This window comes from Rufibacter psychrotolerans (genome assembly GCF_016924645.1).
GTDB lineage: Bacteria > Bacteroidota > Bacteroidia > Cytophagales > Hymenobacteraceae > Nibribacter > Nibribacter psychrotolerans.
Genome location: NZ_JAFFJV010000009.1, coordinates 186,632 through 206,564 on the forward strand (window position 1 = coordinate 186,632; position 19,933 = coordinate 206,564).

10 protein-coding genes are annotated in these 19,933 nt (G+C 56.5%); 6 read left to right on the forward strand and 4 right to left on the reverse strand.

Annotated elements, in window-relative coordinates; all coding sequences use genetic code 11:
* Positions 1-71: 71 nt before the first annotated feature.
* Together JT718_RS09875 and JT718_RS09880 are read left to right on the forward strand one after the other, a co-directional pair.
* On the forward strand, positions 72-3,422 hold the full coding sequence (locus tag JT718_RS09875; RefSeq protein WP_205502203.1) for a VCBS repeat-containing protein: 3,351 nt from the start codon (positions 72-74) through the stop codon (positions 3,420-3,422).
* A complete protein-coding gene (locus JT718_RS09880; RefSeq protein ID WP_205502205.1) occupies positions 3,422-4,771 on the forward strand; it encodes a vanadium-dependent haloperoxidase in 1,350 nt (449 codons plus the stop codon). The genes JT718_RS09875 and JT718_RS09880 overlap by 1 nt, the downstream gene beginning before the upstream one ends.
* Positions 4,772-5,482: 711 nt before the next feature.
* Here the strand turns inward: JT718_RS09880 and JT718_RS09885 are convergent.
* Positions 5,483-5,917 (reverse strand): hypothetical protein, encoded by a 435-nt coding sequence (locus JT718_RS09885; protein ID WP_205502207.1) that lies wholly within the window; start codon positions 5,915-5,917, stop codon positions 5,483-5,485.
* A gap of 821 nt (positions 5,918-6,738) precedes the next feature.
* On the reverse strand, positions 6,739-9,180 hold the full coding sequence (hrpB, locus tag JT718_RS09890; protein WP_205502209.1) for an ATP-dependent helicase HrpB: 2,442 nt from the start codon (positions 9,178-9,180) through the stop codon (positions 6,739-6,741).
* Between the two features lie 575 nt (positions 9,181-9,755).
* Between hrpB and JT718_RS09895 the strand changes: the two genes are divergently transcribed.
* The 4 genes from JT718_RS09895 (at position 9,756) to JT718_RS09910 (ending at position 18,008) form a co-directional block, all read left to right on the forward strand.
* Complete coding sequence (locus JT718_RS09895; RefSeq protein ID WP_205502210.1) at positions 9,756-11,159, forward strand: hypothetical protein; 1,404 nt, start codon at positions 9,756-9,758, stop codon at positions 11,157-11,159.
* 555 nt (positions 11,160-11,714) lie between these two features.
* Positions 11,715-13,526: a hypothetical protein gene (locus JT718_RS09900; protein WP_205502212.1), complete on the forward strand. Its 1,812-nt coding sequence runs from the start codon at positions 11,715-11,717 to the stop codon at positions 13,524-13,526.
* A gap of 205 nt (positions 13,527-13,731) precedes the next feature.
* A complete protein-coding gene (locus tag JT718_RS09905; protein ID WP_205502213.1) occupies positions 13,732-14,823 on the forward strand; it encodes an SGNH/GDSL hydrolase family protein in 1,092 nt (363 codons plus the stop codon).
* An 815-nt stretch (positions 14,824-15,638) separates the two neighbouring features.
* Positions 15,639-18,008: a TonB-dependent receptor gene (locus tag JT718_RS09910; protein WP_205502215.1), complete on the forward strand. Its 2,370-nt coding sequence runs from the start codon at positions 15,639-15,641 to the stop codon at positions 18,006-18,008.
* A 703-nt stretch (positions 18,009-18,711) separates the two neighbouring features.
* On the opposite strand, the gene JT718_RS09915 is transcribed toward JT718_RS09910, so the two are convergent.
* Positions 18,712-19,299: a hypothetical protein gene (locus tag JT718_RS09915; RefSeq protein ID WP_205502217.1), complete on the reverse strand. Its 588-nt coding sequence runs from the start codon at positions 19,297-19,299 to the stop codon at positions 18,712-18,714.
* Positions 19,296-19,799, reverse strand: a complete 504-nt coding sequence (locus JT718_RS09920; protein ID WP_205502219.1) for a DUF3592 domain-containing protein — start codon at positions 19,797-19,799, stop codon at positions 19,296-19,298. Before JT718_RS09920 ends, JT718_RS09915 begins: the two co-directional genes overlap by 4 nt.
* Positions 19,800-19,933 lie beyond the last annotated feature (134 nt).

Sequence of the window (19,933 nt, forward strand, 5' to 3'; positions counted from 1 at the left end):
TTTAAGTCATAAACAGGGCTTGGAGAAATGCGAGGGAATCGGCATTTTTAGAGGCTTTATTTGTCTCACCCATGCACTTGTTTAAACGTACGTCCCTGTTGGGGATAGCCCTGGTCGCGCTGGCGGTGGTAGGCTGCCAGCAGAAAACCCCGGAAGGGGAAGCGGCCCAGGAACCCGCCACCACTGAGCCCACCCTGTTCACCCTGCTGGCCCCTGAAAAGACCGCCATCAGTTTCAACAACACCTTAACTGAAACGCCTTTCGCCAACATCATCGCCTACCAATACTTCTACAACGGGGGTGGGGTGGCCATTGGCGATGTAAACCAGGACGGCCTGCAGGATCTCTACTTCTCGGGGAACATGGTGCCCAACAAACTGTACCTGAACAAAGGCCAGATGCGGTTTGAGGAGGTAACCTCTGCCGCCGGGGTAGCGGGCACGCCCAACTCCTGGAAAACCGGCACCACCATTGCCGACGTGAACGGCGACGGCCTGCCCGATATCTACCAATGCTACTCGGGTCCCGTGCCGGGGAGCGCGCGCGTGAACCAGCTGTTCATCAACCAGGGCTTCGGCCAGGACGGGGTGCCCACGTTCAAAGACCAGGCCCGGGAAATGGGCCTCGCCGATTCCTCGTACAGCACCCACGCCGCCTTCTTTGACTATGACCGGGACCATGACCTGGACCTGTTCCTGCTCAACCACAACCCCGTGCAGTTCAACAACCTGGACGACGTCACCATCCGGGAGATCAAGAAGAAACCGTCCCGCAGCATGCAGTCCAAGCTGTTCCAGAACCAGAAGGGTCGGTTCAAAGATGTGTCAGACCAGGCGGGGTTGCACGCCTCGGCGTTCTCGTACGGCTTGGGGGCAGGAATTGCTGATATCAACCAGGACGGCTGGCCCGACATCTACGTTTCCAACGACTATTCCGCGCCCGATTTCCTGCTGATCAACAACCGGAACGGTACTTTCACCGACCAGTCCAGGGCCGCTATCCAGCACACGTCCATCTACTCCATGGGCAACGACATCGCCGACATCAACAACGATGGCCTGCCTGACATCATCACGCTGGACATGCTGCCCGAGGACAATAAGCGCCAGAAGCTGCTCTTTGGTCCCGACAACTACGAGTACTTTGAGATGCTGGTGCGGGCCGGGTTCAACCACCAGTACATGCGCAACATGCTGCAGGTGAACAACGGCAACGGCACCTTCAGCGAGGTGGGCCAGCTGAGCGGCGTCTCCAATACCGACTGGAGCTGGGCCCCGCTTTCCGCCGACTATGACAACGATGGCCTGAAAGACCTGTTCGTGAGCAACGGCTTCCTGCGCGATTTCACCAACATGGACTTTATCAAATTCCGGAGCGCCTACTTCCAGTACCTGCGCGGCAAGGTCACGCCGGAGAGCGTGATGAACCTGCTCTCCAAAATGCCGGCCTCTAACGTGAACAACTACATGTTCAGGAACAACGGCAACCTGCAGTTCAGCAACATGGACAAGAACTGGGGCTTTGACCAACCCTCTAACAGCAACGGCGCCGCCTACGCCGACCTGGACAACGACGGCGACCTGGACCTGGTCACCAACAACGTGAACCAGCCCGCCTTTGTGTACCAGAACCAGGCCCGGCAACAACTAAAGCGCCACTACCTGCAGGTGAAACTGGTGGGTACCGGCCAGAATACCCATGGCCTGGGCGCCAAGGTAACCCTCTTCCACCGGGGCCAGCAGCAGTTGCAGGAGCAGATGCCCTCGCGCGGGTACCAGTCCAGCGTGTCGCCCATCCTGCATTTCGGGGTGGGGGAGAATGCGACCATTGACTCGGTGCGGGTGGTGTGGCTGGGCGGCAAGCAGCAGGTGGTACGTCAGGTAAAACCAAACCAGGTGCTCACCTTAGAGGAAAAGAACGCCACTGGCGCTTACGTGGCCCCCCAACCGGGCAAACCTTATTTTAAGGAGACTGCCTCGCCGCTGCAGTTTGCGCACCAGAAAAGCAACACCAATGACTTCAAGCGCCAGCCGCTCATGATCAACCCGCTGTCATTCTCTGGCCCGTGCCTGGTGAAGGGCGATGTGAACGCCGATGGCCTGGAGGACTTGTTTGTGGGTGGCGCGGCTGGTCAGGCCGGGGCGCTCTATTTACAGGCTAAAAACGGAAAATTCGCCCTGAAACCCACTCCGGCCTTTGCCCAGGACAAAGCCAGCGAAGACGCCGATGCCCTGTTCTTTGACGCCAACAATGACCAGACCCTGGACTTGTACGTGGTGAGCGGCGGCTACCACCATTTTCTGCCCGAGGATGCCGCCCTGCAGGACCGCCTGTATTTGAATGATGGCAAAGGCAACTTCACCAAGAGCGCGCAGGCGCTGCCGGCCATGCTCACCAGCAAAAGCTGCGTGCGGGCCCAGGATATCAACGCCGATGGTTTTCAGGATTTGTTTGTAGGCGGCCGCGTGATTCCGGGTCGGTACCCCGAGGCGCCCAGAAGCTACGTGCTCCTCAACAACGGCAAAGGCCAGTTTTTGGATAAAACCGCCGAAATAGCCCCAAAACTACAGCGCATCGGCATGGTGACCGATGCAGCCTGGCATGACCTGAACGGCGATAAAAAAGCCGAGTTGGTAGTGGTAGGCGAGTGGATGCCCCTTTCCGTTTTCAGCCTTTCTTCCGGAAAACTCCTTGAAAATACCCGGGCTTTCTTCGCGCGCACGTACAGCGGCTGGTGGAACAAACTGCTCCTCGGGGACTTCAACGGGGACAACCACCCCGACCTGATTGTGGGCAACCAGGGCCTGAATACCCAGTGCAAGGCCTCAGACAAAGAACCCGCCCAGCTGGTTTTCAAAGACTTTGACGACAACGGCGCGGTGGACCCCATTCTGTGCTTCTACCTGCAGGGCCAAAGCTACCCCTACGTGACCCGCGATGAACTGCTGGACCAGGTGAGCATGATGCGCACCCGGTTCAAGGACTACAGCAGCTACGCCAATGCCACCCTGCAGAATATTTTCTCGCCGGAGGAACTTGCCGGAGCCGGCCGCTTGTCCTGCAATTACCTGCAAACGGCATATTTTCAGGGAGGTACCGGTGGGAAGTTCAAGGAGCTGAAGCTGCCGCTGGAGGTTCAGTTTGCCCCGGTGCTGGCCATGGCCACCCTGGATTACAACCAGGACGGTGCCCCAGACCTGCTGATGGGCGGGAACGTGAACAAAGCCCGCCTGCGGTTCGGCAAGGCCGATGCCAACTACGGGCTGTTGCTGCAGAATGACGGCAAAGGGAACTTCCGGGCTGTGCCGCAGCACCAGTCGGGCTTCAAGCTCACCGGTGATGTCCGCAGCATCATGCCTCTCAAAAACACGGTATTGTTCGGGGTAAATCAGATGCCCCTTAAAGCCTATAGCCTACAGTAATGAAAAAGGTAGTTCCGGTACTGCTCCTCTGGTGGTTGATTGGGAGCTGTACTGCCCCCGGGCCCCAGAAAAAACAGAACCTGGCGTTCGGCTCAGGACAGATCAGCCAGGTGATCAACCAGATGACCGACATCATGGTACATGACGTCACCAATCCGCCCCTGGCGGCGCGCTTTTTCTCCTATGCCACCCTGGCGGGCTACGAGGTGGTTGCCCACCACGACAGCAGCTACCAAAGCATGCACGGCATCCTGAAACAGTATCCCCAGATTGCCAAACCCAAAGACCTCACCGGCCACTCTCCGGAGCTGAGCGCGGTATTGGCCATGATGGAGACCGCCAGGAAAATGCAGCCCTCGGGTAGTATGCTGGATAGCCTGGAAGCCCGTTTCCTGGATTCCTGCCGCCGCGAAGGGTTGGCCGAAGAGGTGATCACGGCCTCCTTGAAATACGCCCAAAGGGTGAGCAAGGAGATCCTGGCCTATGCCAAGGCCGATAAATACAACCGCATCAGCAACTACCCGCGCTATACGCCCAAAGAAGGCGAAGGGAACTGGTACCCCACGCCCCCTGCGTACTTTGCCCCGGTAGAGCCCTACTTTAACACGGTCCGTTCCTTCACCCTGGATACCTGCACGCAGTTCAAGCCCGCGCCGCCAGTGGCGTTCTCCACCAATAAGAAGTCGGCGTTTTTCAAGATGCTGCAGCAGAACTACCGGGTAAGCACTCACCTGACCCCAGAGCAGCAAGCCATTGCCGCCTTCTGGGACTGCAACCCCTTTGCCCTGCAGGACAACGGGCACTTACAGGCCGGGCTGAAAAAGATCTCGCCGGGCGCGCACTGGCTGGGCATCACGGGCATTGCCTGCCAGCAAACCAAAGCCGATTTCAGCAAAGCCATGAAGGTGCACACGCTGGTGTCCCTTGCCCTCATGGATGGGTTCATCGCCTGCTGGGACGAGAAGTTCCGCAGCAACCGCATCCGTCCGGAAACGGCCATCCGCAAGTACATTGACCCCTCGTACAAGCCCCTGCTGCAGACGCCGCCCTTTCCAGAGTACCTGAGCGGGCACTCAACCATTTCGGCCGCATCGGCAGTGATCCTAACGCATTTTTTTGGGGAAAGCTTCCGCTACACCGACACCGTGGAAGAGCGGTTCGGCTTACCGGCCAGAACGTTCAATTCTTTCCAGGAAGCGGCCATTGAAGCGGGCCTGTCCCGGTTGTATGGTGGAATCCACTTCGTGGATGCCGTTGACAACGGCCGTTTGCAGGGATTACAGGTAGGAGAGTGGGTGCTGCGGAAAGTAGAGGGGGCGCCGCAGGTGTTGGCTTCGGTTCAGAAATAAGAGGTAGTTTGGGTTGATGCTGTTGCTGGAGTTGAGTTGTTTGTTTGTGAGGTACAGTTGGTAGGTGTTTAACTTTTGCTGGCGTAGCTTCCACTTGTCTAAGTCCAGTTTGGGCTTTTATCTCATTATGGGTTATTGCTGGCGTAGCTTCCGCTTGTCTATGGATTTATGAGCTGGGTTGTTGCATAGTTAGCCTCCGTGCGCTCACGGCCGCGGGGCCCCGTCTTCCGCCCTCGCGCTGTGCTCTCTCGCCTGGCCCTCAGGCCTGCCGCATGCGCGGCACCGGGTCGAGCGCTAGGCGCTCAGCCGAAAGACTGGAATAGGGGAAAGAGCCAGAAGCAGTGACGGTGCTGGGGGAATTGCAATGCTTGTCAGCAAGGCGTACTCCCCTCCTGGGAGGGGCAGGGGTGGGTTCACATTCTGCATGGTTCAAGTCTGTGAGGTGGACCTACCATGAGGGCCGTTTGTAACTGCCGTGGGTTCATGGCTGGCTAGTGTATAATCAGCATGCTGATTTGCTGGCGCGAGCGTTCCGCTCGTGCCTTCATGACCAGAATAAATGTCAGCTGTTACTAGAGCTATAAGCTGTTTCTAAGAGCCCTCATGACCATAAAGTCCTGCAGTTATGAGAACCTTAGGCTATTCGTTAAAACAGAAAAGCCGCTCTTACCTTGGTTAAAGCGGCTTTTGTCTATGTAGGAATGGGATGGGTTAGTTCCCTGGCCAGGCATTCCATGGAATACGGCTAAGGATAAGGACCAGGCCTAAGGCGTAGAAGATAGTCATGGTTCTGAAACCGCGGGTAGTGCCTACCTGGCGTTTGGCTTTAGAGTAACCAATGGTGATCAGGACAACGGCAAGTACCATCATGAGCGGGTGCTCCAGGAAATACAGACGGGAAGTGGCGTCTTTCATGGCGGCACCTGAGGCGTTATTAATGCCCAGCGGTGACACAAAGTAAAGAATCAGGCCAATCACCCACTGCAGGTGGGTAGGAATAAGCCCCAGTAACCCTAATTTTCTGTTCTTGTCCGTAAACGTTTTTCCACCGAAGAGTCCGGCCAAAGCGCTGAGGAGTGAGATGCCTACTCCTGCCAACACCAGGTACGCCAGGGCAGAGTGCGCGTGTTGAAGTCCTGTATACATTCTTTCTGTTTTTAGTTGCAGGTGTAAAGATAAGAGGGAATCCCAGAAAAGCCCTATGCCCAGCGGTTGTGCCCAACGGCCTGCCGGGGAAAGCAGGTCTAGACCAAGGCGTTTTGGGGCTGAATTTCTGAAAAGAGGCCAAAAATACCTGACCCAGGTTCCCCTTGTAATGCCTGTTCCTGCGCCTTGGTAAAGTAGGGGCGGCCCTGCCGCTAACTCCTTTGGCTTACCGGTAGTGACTAGCGCTGGTGCGTGCTTGTAGCCAGGGCTTTCTTTTGCGAAGTATTGCTAAGCAATGAGCTGGGCAAAAGTTGGACATGGAATGCGTGCGGACACGAGCGGGACGCTCGCGCCAGCGGACCAAAAAACTACAGGCATGTGGGTACCTTTGGGTAATATGGGGCGCTGCTTCACCACACGAATTCTGTCTGACTCCCAACACTCCTGTCGCTGGCGCGAGCGTCTCGCTCGTGCCTTCTTTTGCAGATAACATCTAATAGAGTGCAATAACCCAAAAATTAAAAATCCGCTGACGCAAGCTTATAACTCGCGTCAGCGGATTTCAAGAGTAATAGAGCGGTTGTGGCCTTGTTTCAGGGACTGATCTCCTCAGTACAAGCCTCATGCTCATGTTTATCCTACCTCTCCTGCTATACCGCAAGTTTGAGCGTAGCGGCAACTTTGGGTACGTTTTAGAGCCAGATTGTAACTGGCTAATATCGTGTTTGGCAGCACAGCATAGCCAGTTAAAAATGGGCAGCAAGGCAAGCTCCAGGTTCCCGCTGCGATCAAAATTGAAATATGGGACGATACAGCACCAATTAGCGCCACTTCACATTGGCAAAACGGTTCTCCAGCATCGGCTTTAGGCGTGGGTATTCTTCCTGCCAGAAGGTGTGCAGGTCGTACACGGTGGCCAGGGATTTCAGACTTGGAGACAGCAGGTGCAGCACCACGTTTACATCACCGTTGTCTACGGTGGGGTTTGCTTCCCAGTCCAGCACATCTTGCAGCCGGATTTCCAGCAGGGGCGGTTGGCCGTTGGTGCGGTACGCCAGTTCCATTTCGTGGCCGTCTGGCAGGATTAACGTAGCGGGAGCTAGTTCTTCCAGCCGCTGCTTTTGCTCGGCGTTCAGCATGCCTTGCAGCAGGGGCAGCAAGTCAATTTCGAACAAGTTCTCGCCAATTTCCACGTCTTCCAGGTGATAAGCCAGCCACTCGTTACAGGTCATGAGCAGGGTGGGCGTACTGATGTCGGGGAAGCCTTCAGTGGGATGCCATTTACGGAGACACAGCACGCGGTTCTGGAACTGAACCACTTCTTCAGAGAAATTGAGCAGTTGCTCGCCTTCGCGTTTGATGGTCTCGCAGATGGCCTGGATCAGGAAGCGGTCGTCTGGGGCGGGCAGCGGCTTGGATTGCAGCACAATGTTCCCGATGCGCATGTCGCGGGAGGCGGTGAGTTCGCCTTCTTCGGGGTCCCAGGAAACTACGTCTTTCTGCTTAACTAAGGGCGCCAGGTCTTTGGGGTTCAGCGGTGAGGCCAGGAAAATTCGACCCGGACCATCGCCGCCGGCGTGCAGGTGGGCTATGGCCAACCATGGGTCATGCGCCAGGCCATCGCGGTGGCCGGCGCTCGCGTATTTGCCGTTGGCCAGCTGAAACTGGGCATTGTTACCGGGGCGCGCGTACGCAATCCGCTCGGGGTAGCAGTTGGCCAGCAGCAAGCCGGTCTCGTACGGGTCTACCACGGTGTTCTCCGGGGCGATCTCAAACATGCGGCGGTACTGGGCGGCAATCTTGTCAATCTTCAAGAAGCGCTTGTTGTGCATCTGCTCCTTCCGGAACCGCCGCAGCGCCTCTATGCGCAGGTTAATGTCAATACCCGCCTCGCGGGGCAGCGGGTCGCGCTCTTCCAGGATGGCGGCAATATCGGTGGCTAGCGCCAGTTGGTTTGTTTCCTGGGCGGCCAGCAGCATGTGCGCTATACGCGGGTGCGTGGGCAGAGCGTGCATTTTGCGGCCGTGCTCTGTGATGCGGCCATCTTCCAGGGCATTGAGCTGGTGCAGGGTTTCCTGGGCCTGTAGCAAAGCGGCTTTGGGCGGAGGCGTGAGCCAGGTAAGCTGCCGGATGTCAATAATGCCCCAGGCAGCCATGTCCAGCACCAGCGGCGCCAGGTCGGCTTCCTGAATCTCAGGGGTGCGGTGCGGGGCCAGGCGGGCCTGCAGGTTCTCGGTCCAGAGGCGGTAACAGGTACCCGGACCCAAACGACCGGCCCGTCCGGCGCGCTGGTCGGCGGCGTCTTTGGAGATGCGCACCGTCTCCAGTCGGCTCAGGCCGGTGGCCGGGTCAAAGCGCGAGGTCTTCCCGAAGCCGGTATCTACCACCACGCTCACGCCTTCAATGGTTAAGCTGGTCTCGGCAATGGAGGTAGCCAGCACCACTTTGCGCTTGCCGTTTCGGTCTGGCATAATGGCGGCGTATTGCTTGCCAGGGGGCAACATACCGTACAACGGGTGAATGGCTATGTCGCGCAGATCGCGGCGCAGCATAGACTCCACCTTTCTAATGTCGTTCTCGCCGGGTAGGAACACCAGCACGTCGCCTTTCTTCTCTTTAAGCGCCTGCTTTACGGTGCGAGTCGTCATTTCGGGCAGCAGGTGCGGATCGGCTTCGCCGGACGCGTACTGCACATCAATGGGGTACTGACGGCCCTGGCTGGTGACCGCCGGAGCGTTGAGCAGGCGGGTGAGCTGCGGCATGTTGAGCGTGGCACTCATGACCAGGATGCGCAGATCGGGGCGCATGGTAGCCTGAGCCTCGCGGCTGAGCGCCATAGCCACATCGGCGTGGATGCTGCGCTCATGGAACTCATCAAAAATAACCAGCCCCACGCCTTTCAAAGCATTGTCTGAGTGCAGCATGCGGGTCAGAATCCCTTCGGTGACTACCTCCAGGCGGGTCTGCTCTGAAATGCGGTTCTCAAACCGGATGCGGTAACCCACGGTCTGGCCTACGGTTTCGCCCAGCAACTCCGACAGCCGCTCGGCAATGGTGCGGGCCGCCAGCCTGCGAGGCTCCAGCATAATGATCTTCTGCCCTGCCAGCCACTCCTGGTCCAGCAAGGCCAGCGGCAGCAAGGTACTCTTTCCCGCCCCCGGAGGCGCGTTCACAATAAGCGTATTCTGCGCCGCAAGATGCTCTCTCACGGCGGGGATGATTTCCCTAACGGGAAGGTCTATGGTAAATGGGTTGAAAGGCAAGAGAAAGTGGTTTGGGTTGCACAACAGGTTCCAGGGTTGGAGCCATTTTCAAAGGTACGGCAATTTGGGCAGGGAGGAAACAAACTGGTTTACCTTTAGGCAGTTTGCCCAAAGTAGTATTCTCCCGAAGCGGGTAGTGGAGAAGACGCAGCCAGAAGTTGGCCTTGTGGAGTCGCTGGCCCCGCCGGTTACCCGCGGTTTGTGCCCTGTCAAAACCGGCCTGTGCGCGCCAGTCCCTGGTTTGGTGGCCGGCCTGTATGGTGCCAAAGAAGTAGGTATGCCTACTACTATTTCCTGCTGCCCACCTTAGTTAAAAGCAATTTGCAATCTTCGCCCCGTTTTCTGGTTGCCGCCTCCTATGGGGAACTAAAGTTTAGGGTAAGTATATCTTGTTGAGCATCAAATTGTTGGTAAACGGTATTTAAAGCGTGTTTTAAGAAGTGGTTCTTTGTTGTTAAAAAAGTCATAAGGAATATGGCTAATATTAAAATTAAGTCGTAAATAGCATTGATCTCATTAAAAATATAATGTAAGTAATATCATTTCCTATATTTTATCTTAACCATTTATCTATCATGAAAGCAAAATTATTAAGAACCAGTATGTTGGTGGCAGCAACTGCACTTGCATTTGGCTGTAGCCCCGAGGAGGACGAGCTGCTTCCTACAGAAGTGCCGGGAGGGGGAGGCGAAACCCCAGCCATGGGCTCCTGTGAAACCATTACATTTGACAAGGTGACCCGTGGGGCAGACGGCTTTGTGCATGCCGTCATGAGCGACCAGGCCAGTACTCCCATTCTGGTGAGGGCGTTCAGGAAAACCGCCCCCAACACCTACGGTCCTACGAACGTGGCCAATATCTTTGACTCCGGCCAGACAGGGCCGCTGGGCAATGACGTGGACGATATTCTTACCCCGCACAAAGACTTTGGCGGCTGGGGCGTAGGCGATGGCGGCAAAAAAGGCAAGGCCTACCAGAACGACAAAGCCCTGGGCAGCCTCATGATTGTAAACCGCACCGACAACTCTTCTCAGGCGTATGACAACAACGGCGGCGGTAAACTGGAGTTTGACTTTTCTGGCTACGGCGCGGTAACCATGAACTCCATCACCGTGATGGACGTGGACTCCTATGAAAAAGGATCCAAGGTGGTGCTGTACGGGCTAAACTCAAAGGTGCTCAAAACCGTGAACATGGCCGTGAGCGGCAACAACGGCAAGCAGGTGCTTGACCTGGGCGGTACCGCCGGCGTAGTGCGCATGGAAGTGTACCTGGGTCCCACCAACTCTACCTCAGGCTCAGGAGCCATTGATGACATTGTCTTCAACTGTGCCAGTGCCCCCGTCTGCGAAACGGTAACGTTCACCAGATTCAGAAGAGGTTCTGATGGATTTGTGAGCGAGGTGACCAGCAATGAGTCGGCGACGCCAATCCTGGTGAGCGCCTTCAGAAAAACCGCGGCCAATACGTACAGCGCGGTGAATGCGGCCAACATCTTCAACTCCAGCCAGCCAACTTCCATTGGCAACCAGGTAACCGACATCCTTACCCCGCACATGAACTTTGGGGGAGGCGGTGTTGGCGATGGCGGCGCCGGTGGGGCCTTTGCCAACAACACACCGCTGGGCAACCTGCTCATCATCAACCGTACTACCAACCCTATGCAAGCTTATGACTACAACGGGGGAGGTAAGATGGTGTTTGACTTCTCGCGGTTCGGGAGCGTGAGCCTGAGCTCGGTTACCGTGATGGACGTGGACGACTATGAGGCCGGCGCCAAGATCATGCTCTATGGTCCGGGCAACGTGGTGCTCAAGACCGTTCCCATGGCCGTGAGCGGCAACAACGGCAAGCAGACGGTGGACCTGGGCGGCACCCCGGGGGTTACCAAGATGGAGATTTACGTAGGGCCAACGGCCACCTTAACCGGCTCAGGGGCCATAGACAACATTCTCTTCAACTGTCCACCCAGGCTATAGTTAACCAAATCCCGTGCTGCTGTGAGGCGGAGGTCGGGATGAAAAGGGAGGTGCCGGCATATCTTTACCAGGATCTGAGCAGGAGCTGGAAGGTTCTGGCTGGGATACCTCCTAATCATTTTTCAAGCACTTACCCAAACGCCGTTGTTAGTAGTACTAGCAACGGCGTTTTTCTGTTCAACGAAGAAGGCCGCAGTTATACCGATAGCGGTGTGGCCTGGTGGGTGGTATGGTTCACAGCCCCCTTGCGCGTAAGCCGGAGAAGACAAGTTTCATAAGTCCTCTACCACCAAGGTCCTGCCTTCTGTTTTTAAGGCTTTTTAAGCAAAACAGGACCAAAACGCACACATAAAGTACAATTTGTAATCCTCAGGGGAGACTTTCATAATATTCTTACTATTCCCGCTCCAATGTAGCAACAGATAAGTTCCTCCATTACCAAAAAATGAGTATTCTTTTATATTTTATGTTAAAATATTTATAGATGATCAAGGAATCTGTTACCTTACCTCTATGATTTTATAACTCATTATTAACCCTAAACAGTAAGCTATTATGAGAACAACATTACTGAGAACCAGCATATTATTTGCTGCGGCTGCTGTGTTATTTGGGTGTAACCCAGAGGAAGAAGAACTGGACCAACTGGAAGTGACGGGTGCCGCCACTAAGAACACATCTGTGAGTACAGGCTGCGAAACGGTTACCTTTGACAAGTACACCAGAGGAACAGACGGCTTTGTGAGTGCGGTAATGAGTGATAAAGGATCAACTCCTATTTTGGTAAGCGCCTACCGGAGAACGGGTAACAATACCTACAGTTCCAGTGACGTGCCCAACATCTTTAACTCTGCGCAACCTACCCCAATACCAGACACCCATGAGATTGATGACATCCTCACCCCGCACAAGAACTACGGCGGCGGCGGAATGGGTGATGGCGGCGCTGGTGGCACCTATGCCAACAACACCGCCCTGGGCAACCTGATGATCATCAACCGCACCGACAACCCGGCCGAAGCCTATGACTCCAATGACGGCGGTAAAATGGTGTTTGACTTCTCAGGCTACGGCACCGTGACCATGAGCTCCATTACCGTCATGGACGTAGACTCCTATGAAAAGGGCGGTAAAGTAGTGTTGTACGGTTTGGGCAATACCGTGCTGAAAACCGTGCCATTACAGGTGAGCGGTGACAACGGCAAGCAGATTGTGGACCTGGGCGGTACCGCCGGCGTGGTGCGCATGGAAGTGTACCTGGGCCCAGGCAGCACCAAAAGAGGATCTGGGGCCATTGACAACATTGTGTTCAACTGCCTGCCTCCTTCTGAGTGCGAAATTGTGACCTTCAACCGCTACACCAGAGGCGCAGACGGATTCCTGGCATCTGTCACCAGCAACCAGTCCAATACCCCAATCTACGTGAGCGCCTACAGAAGAACCGGCAGAAACACCTACAGTACTTCTGATGTGCCCAATATCTTCAACTCTGGACAACCCACGCCAGTGCCGGATGATAACCAGATTGACGACATCCTGACCCCGCACCAGAACTTCGGGGGTGGTGGCGTTGGCGAAGGGGGTGCCAGCGGGCCATTTGTGAACAACACCGCCCTGGGCGAGATGATGATCATCAACCGCACCGACAACCCGGCCGAAGCCTATGACTCCAACACCGGCGGTAAAATGGTGTTTGACTTCTCAGCCTTCGGTACTGTGTCGCTGACTTCCATCACCGTCATGGACGTGGATGACTATGAAGCCGGCGGTAAAGTAGTGCTGTACGGCACCTCTAACCAAGTGCTTAAAACTGTGCCGTTCCTGGTGAGCGGTGACAACGGCAAGCAGGTTGTAGACCTGGGCGGTACCAGCGGCGTACGCAGAATGGAAGTGTACCTGGGGGCCGGCACCTCCCTCACTGGTTCTGGTGCCGTAGACAACATTGTGTTTAACTGTCCGCCCAAAGTGTACGGTTGCACCTACACCCAAGGCTACTGGAAAAACCACGCCGTGGGCAGAAAACGCGATAACACCTGGGGTAACCTGAACAACACCATTTTCTACGGCAGCGGCCTGACCTACCTGCAACTGCTGAACACACCGCCTAAAGGAGGCAACGGCTACATCATTCTGGCGCACCAGTACATTGCCGCCAAACTGAACATGATGAGAGCCTCTTCTACTCCTGAAGTGGATGCCGCATATGCCCAGGCCACGGCCTACTTTGAGGCGAAGTCGGGTAGCAGATACCGCAACACGCTGCTTTCGCCCTACACCACCGCCAGCAAATCACAGCTGACGCAATGGGCGGGCATCCTGGCCCGGTACAACGAAGGCCTCATCGGGCCGGGCCACTGCGATGATTAAGGGAAGTTGGCCTCCACATACAATTTCCATGCAACGCTGCTGCAAGTGCCCCTTGCAGCAGCGTTGCTGTTTTTGGGCAGTTCTGCAGAAAAGGGGCCGGAAACCGGCGCCGCCCGTCCGCCTGCAACGCACAGAATAGCGCGCGGCCGCTTGGGCCGGCAACAGATTCTTTTTATTCTTGTAGCCTGCAACCTCTCTGACCTCTATGAATTTACTACGCCTTATGTCGGTCGCCGCCTTTTGTGCCCTGCAGATGGGCTGTTCTGCCCTGAAAACCCCAGCCGGGGAACTGCCCGCCACTGCCCTGCAGCCCGTGGGCCGGTACCAGTGGAACCAAGCCCGGCACCTGGAACTGATCACCTCGGCCGCCCACCTGGGCTTCCAGTTTGAGGGGACCCAGGCCCGGGTGGTGGCCTCCGGACCGTGGGCCGGCGGGCACAGCTACCTGCAGTACGAGCTGGACGGCCAGTACCAACGGCGTGTGCGGGTAGCGGGCGGGCAGGACACCATTGTGATCCAGGCACCCACGGCGGGAAGGCATACCGTAAGGCTGTACAAAACCACCGAAGCCCACTCGGGGCCCCTGGTGATCCAGAAGATTATTGGCCCGAAGGTAAAGGCGCTGCCTCCCGCCGGAGGTCCCCTGATTGAGTTTATCGGGAACAGCATTACCTGCGGGGCCGCCGCCGACCCCTCGGAGGTGCCCTGCGGCACCGGCCAGTACCACGACCAGCACAACGCCTACCAGGCGTACGGCCCCCGCGTAGCCCGCGCCCTGAACGCCGATTTCGTGCTCAGCAGCGTGAGCGGTTACGGCGCGTACCGCAACTGGAACAGCAACGGCCCCACCTTGCCCCAGGTGTATGAGAAGCTCAACTTCCAGGCCCAAAGCGCCCAAACCTGGGACTTCAGCCGGTTTACTCCCAAGGTGGTGAGCATTGCGCTGGGCACCAACGATTTCAGCGACGGTGACGGCAAAACGGAACGGTTGCCGTTTGACAGCGCCCGGTTTGTGCATGCCTATGTGGGGTTTGTGCAGCAGGTGAAAGCCAGGTACCCGCAGGCCCGCCTGGCCCTGCTGAGCAGCCCCATGCTGAACGGCCCCAAAAAGCAAACCCTGGAAAACTGCCTCACGGCGGTGAAGCAGCAGATAGACGTCGCGTACCCCACCCACAAACCCGTGGCCCTGCACTTCTTTACACCCATGCAGGCCAGCGGCTGTACCGGCCACCCCAGCGTAGCCGAGCACGGAGTAATGGCCGCCGAGTTGGAGCCCTTCTTCAAAAGCCTGCTGTAACCTGCTTCCCCTTTCTGCAGCACCGGTCCGCTAACCCAAAGCCCTGATTCCGGGCTGTTTTCACCAAAACAGCCCGGAATCAGGGCTTCTTTTGTTTGGAGGACCTTGCCGGTGATCAGGTTTTGGCACTGTAGGGGTGCATACCGCTGCTCGTTGTGGTGATGACCGCTCATGGGCGCAGGTGCAGATTTGTGATACACGCAAGCGACTCAGCCATTGATTATCCGCGTCAGAAACCCAGACGGTGGGCCTGGAGCGTGAATGTAGGGTACGCGGAAAGCCCTTCTGTTTGCATGAGGTTCCAAGATTCTTGTTGCGGCTGGGCAACTCCGTGGGGCCGAAGCCGGAAGGCTGATGGTTTTTACCACTGGTGAATCCACTCACGGAATCCGCCAGTAAGGAACGGGGAAGGGCTGCCCATAGCGCCAAGGAGGCTTCGGCCCCGGACTGCAAACAACCATCTTGCCTGTAGGGCGTAGATGCACCAACTACCTGGAGGTACTTTGTTAAGGTTGGTTGTGGCATCATAAAGACAGATTCCTGCTTAGGCTTTTCTTCCTGAGGCGGTTTACGGCTGCTTAAAAGCTAGCACCGCCGGCTGGAGGCAGAAGCGGGAGAATGCGCAGCAGGGCAGCGCGGGGCAGGAATCAGTAGGTAGGGGGCGGGTTGCTGTTTTGGGGCTGTTTCCGGGAAAATGGCTTTGAAACAGAACCTTCGGGAGTAATGTACCGCTTCGTGGAGCTTTTGCACCTGTACCGGCAGGGGGGCACCTATAGTACCGCTTTTCGCTTCTACCAGTACGCAGCCTTTCATTTATGAGGAAAAAACTACGGGCTTTCTGGGTGTTGTTCACCCTGGGCATTCTATCGGCCAGCGGCCAGGGGGTGGGCGGGCTTTCGGGCACGGTGCAGGGCCGGAATGCGGCGGGCCTGCACCGTGCCACGGTGTATCTGCTCAACACCCAACTGGGTACCGCCACCAATCAGCAGGGACGGTTTACCTTTTCCAACCTCCCCACGGGGCAGTATACGGTGCAGGTGAGTGCGCTGGGGTACGCCACCGTCACCCGGGAGGTACAGATCACCGCCGCAACCCCTCACGTCACCATCCAGCTTTCGGAAGCCAGCCGGCAACTGGACGAGGTGACCGTAACGGCGCAGAAGCGCGAGGAAGATCCGCAGCGGGTGCCGTTCAGCGTTTCTACCTTGACTGCCCGAAACGTGCAGGAATCCAGGCTGTGGAACATCCAGGAAGTGAGCGGCATTATTCCCAATCTGTACGCATCAGACCCCGGCGACAACCGCAACGTCACCTCCATCCGGGGCATCACCACTACCTCGTATGATCCGGCGGTGGCCACGTACATTGATGGGGTAAACCAGTTCAGTTTAGATACCTACCTGCCCGAGTTGCTGGACATTGAACGCATTGAGGTGCTGCGGGGGCCGCAGGGCACGCTGTACGGCCGCAACGCCATGGGTGGGGTCATCCACATCATTACGCGGCAACCCACCAATAGCGTGTCTGCCACGGCGGAAGTGAGCGTGGGCAATTGGGGGCAGCAGCGGTACAGCGCCTCTTTGCGGGCCCCGCTGGTGAAAGACCGCCTTTTCCTGGGCGTGGCCGGGATGCTGCGCCAGCAGGACGGATTCTACACCAACCAGTTTAACGGGGCCGACTATGACCGGCAGCGGGTGTACATGGGCAACCATTCCCTCCGGTTCCTGGCTACTTCCCGGCTGGCGTTCACGCTTAATGTCAAGCACAGCGCCAACCGCAACAAAGGAGCGTTCCCGCTGGTGTTCAGCCCCGAGGAAGCCCTGGTCAACCCGTTTAAAGTGAACCAGAACGCCCTAGGCGAAATGCGCGACAACACCCTCAATGCTTCGCTTTCCGCCTCTTATGCGGCCCCTGCCTTTCAGTTCACGTCCCAGACGGCGTACCAGTCCAACTATCGGTTCTACAAGCAACCCGTAGACGCCGATTTCTCGCCCCTGGATGCCGCTACGGTGATCAACAACTTCGGGCGCGACTGGAACCACGTGCAGGTGCTGACCCAGGAGTTCCGGTTCACGTCGCCCACGGCTTCGGCCTCTGACTTCCGGTGGATTGCCGGGGCCTACGGATTCTTGAATGAGAATCCGGTGAAGCAGGCCATCCACTTCGGGAAGGACGCCGAGATGATGGGCGCTCCGTTCCCTAACTTCTCCAACATCACCACTAACCGGGGCGAGAGCTTCGGGGTGGCGTTCTTCGGGCAGGGCACGTACCGCCTGAGTCCTAAACTGGAACTCACCGCCGGCCTCCGGTACGACTATGAATGGAAAGAGCAGACCGTACGGGGCGAGCTGATGATGGACGGGGAACTACCCATGGTGACCCGCAGCGACACCTTGGCCGATGCCCGTTTCAAGGCCTTTTCGCCCAAAGTAAGCCTAAACTACCAGGTGGGACCCAACAGCCACGCTTACGGAACCTACAGCCGGGGCTTCAGGGCGGGCGGCATCACGCAGCTGGGGTCAGATCCTTCTGAGCCGCCGCTGTACGCCTACCAACCCGAGTACAGCAACAACGTTGAGGTGGGGCTTAAAAACACGTTCTGGCAGCACCGCCTGCGCCTGAACCTGGCCCTGTTCTATACCCGCGTGACCGATGCGCAGGTACCTACCCTGGTGCTGCCCGATGCCCTGGTCATTACCCGCAACGCCGGCCGCCTCACCAGCAAAGGCGTGGAACTGGAAGTTGCCTCTACGCTGGCCAAAGGACTGGAATTGGTGTACAACGCCGGCTACACGCGGGCGCGGTATTCCTCGCTTAGAACCGCTTCTGACGGCGAGGAAGTAAACCTGGACGGGAACCGGCAGGTCTACACCCCAGATGTTACCTCTATGCTGGCCCTGCAGTACAGCCATGAGGGGGAAGGGGCCCACCCGGTACGGTTTACCGCCCGGGGCGAGTGGCATTACCTGGGCAACCGGTACTTTGATCTGGCCAACCAGTTCAGGCAAGAGGGATACAGCCTCTTCCATGCCCGGGCCGGCGTGTCTTACAAACACGTGGGCGTGTACCTGTGGGGCCGCAACCTCACCGATCAGAAGTACCTGGCGTACGTGTATGATTTCGGGGCGTCGCGGTTGGGCAACCCGATTACCTACGGCGTATCGTTGAACTATACCCTGCAGTAGGGAAGGTAAAGGAGCAATAAAGAGCCCGGTTTCGGGTCTGTTTCTAGGAAAACAGACCCGAAACCGGGCTCTTTTCATTCTGGAGAGGGCGTGCTTTGGCTCTCCTGTGTAAACACCCCTCTGCGCTCTCCTCAAGGGTTGAATCAATGCCTACTGAAGGCTGGCAGTTGGTGATACTACTCAATCATGTCCCAACTATGGCGCGGATTTACTTCCGTGCCTTTTATTGAAGTATTGCAAATGCTCTCCAATGTAAACACCCCTCTGCGCTCCCCTCAAGGGGAGAATCTGGCCTATTATGATTTCCCAGAGGTTTACAGCATTTATCTTAGTTATAAGCTCAGAATAATCATGTAGTAACGTAATCATGTAGTACCGTCAACTTCCTGCCTTTAGTACGTATTGATTCTCCCTTGAGGGGAGCCTAGAGAAGTGTTTACATCCGCTGATCAATTGCACTTGATTTGCAATATTTTAAAAGGCACGGAAGTAAATCCGCGCCATAGTTGGGTGTTTACATCCGCTGATCAATCGTAGTTCATTTGTAATACTTCAAATCAAAGGCACGGAAGTAAATCTGCGCCATAGTTGGGCTACAGACCTTCCAAGAATAACCTGATTCCAAAAAACGAAGCCCGGTTTTAAGCCTGTTCTTAACGAACAAGCTTAAAACCGGGCTTCGTCTATTGAGCGCTTTGTAGACTTATGAAAGCAGGTCGTTGATCTGGAGTTGCATGTAGAGGTCTTCCAGTTCTTCCTGCGTAATCACGCCTATTTCCTGCAGCCACTTGAAGCGCTCCCACAGGACGTCCTGCGGCAGGTTAGGGTCAATGACCCCGTACTTGCGTTTGTAGAAGGCCCTGATCTGGGCGTGCACGTGGTAGATAAACGTCTCCACGGCTTCGGTGGAGGGTTTGTGGCGGGAGAATTCCAGCACTTTGGCGCCTCCGGTGAGGTACACGGTGTCTTTGTTGTTCTGGAAAAACGCCATGCCGGCCACCACGCCGAAGAAAGCGGCGCTCAGGGCCCACATGATGATCTCTGCGGGACGCTGCTGGTGGTAAATAGAATCTACCAGCAGGTAGGCTTCCAGGAAGAAAAACAGACTCAGGAGAATGGCCGGCACCAGGGCGGTTTTCTCGCGCCGCTTCACTAGGTCAAAGCCCAGGTCTTCGTACCGAACGGTGTATTCCAGGTTTTCCCGCAAAGAATGGGAAACCACGTGTACCCCGGTAGAGCCCAGGGTGAATTCTTTTTTGCTGAAGAGCGTGCGTTGCGTTAACTGGTTCATTTGCCTTGGTAAAAGAAAAGGAAGCACCCCAGCAGGGCACCGGTGATGATCATGAAGTTAGCGAAATAAACATTAAAATTTCCCCTGATGTAATGAGGTTGGCCTTGCCGCTCAATCTGTTGCGTGAAAAAGATGATTTTCTCCTCCTCCCCGCCTGATTTTACAAAGGAGGGAGCCTCCTCATAATACACGGTCACGGTGTCGCCGGGGCGAAGGTGGGCAATGGACTGGAAATCTGGCAAGAAGTCGCCAGTATCGCCGCCCAGGTACACCTCAAAGGCTTTCGGGAAACCCGCCACGTAAAGGTACCGGTCTTTGGGCCCGGCCCGGTGCGGGAAATCGGGGTGCTGGGGAGCGATGCGGGTAATGGGGCCGGTCACCCGCTGAAACTCCTGCAGGTCCTTTCTGCTCCAGAACAGCATGTACAGTCCGCACCCCAGAATAAACAGGGTGCCCAGCCAGAACAGAGGTTTCATGGCGGTATAAGGAGTGTCTTGCATAGGAGCCGGGTAGGAGGGACGAAGGTACAAAACAGCGCCGTTTTCTGGGCGACCGTTGAGCGGTTTCGGTTCTTTTTTTGTATGGAGTAGCTTCCCCGTTTTGGAGCAGCTTCCTGAAAATCAGCGCTGAAATG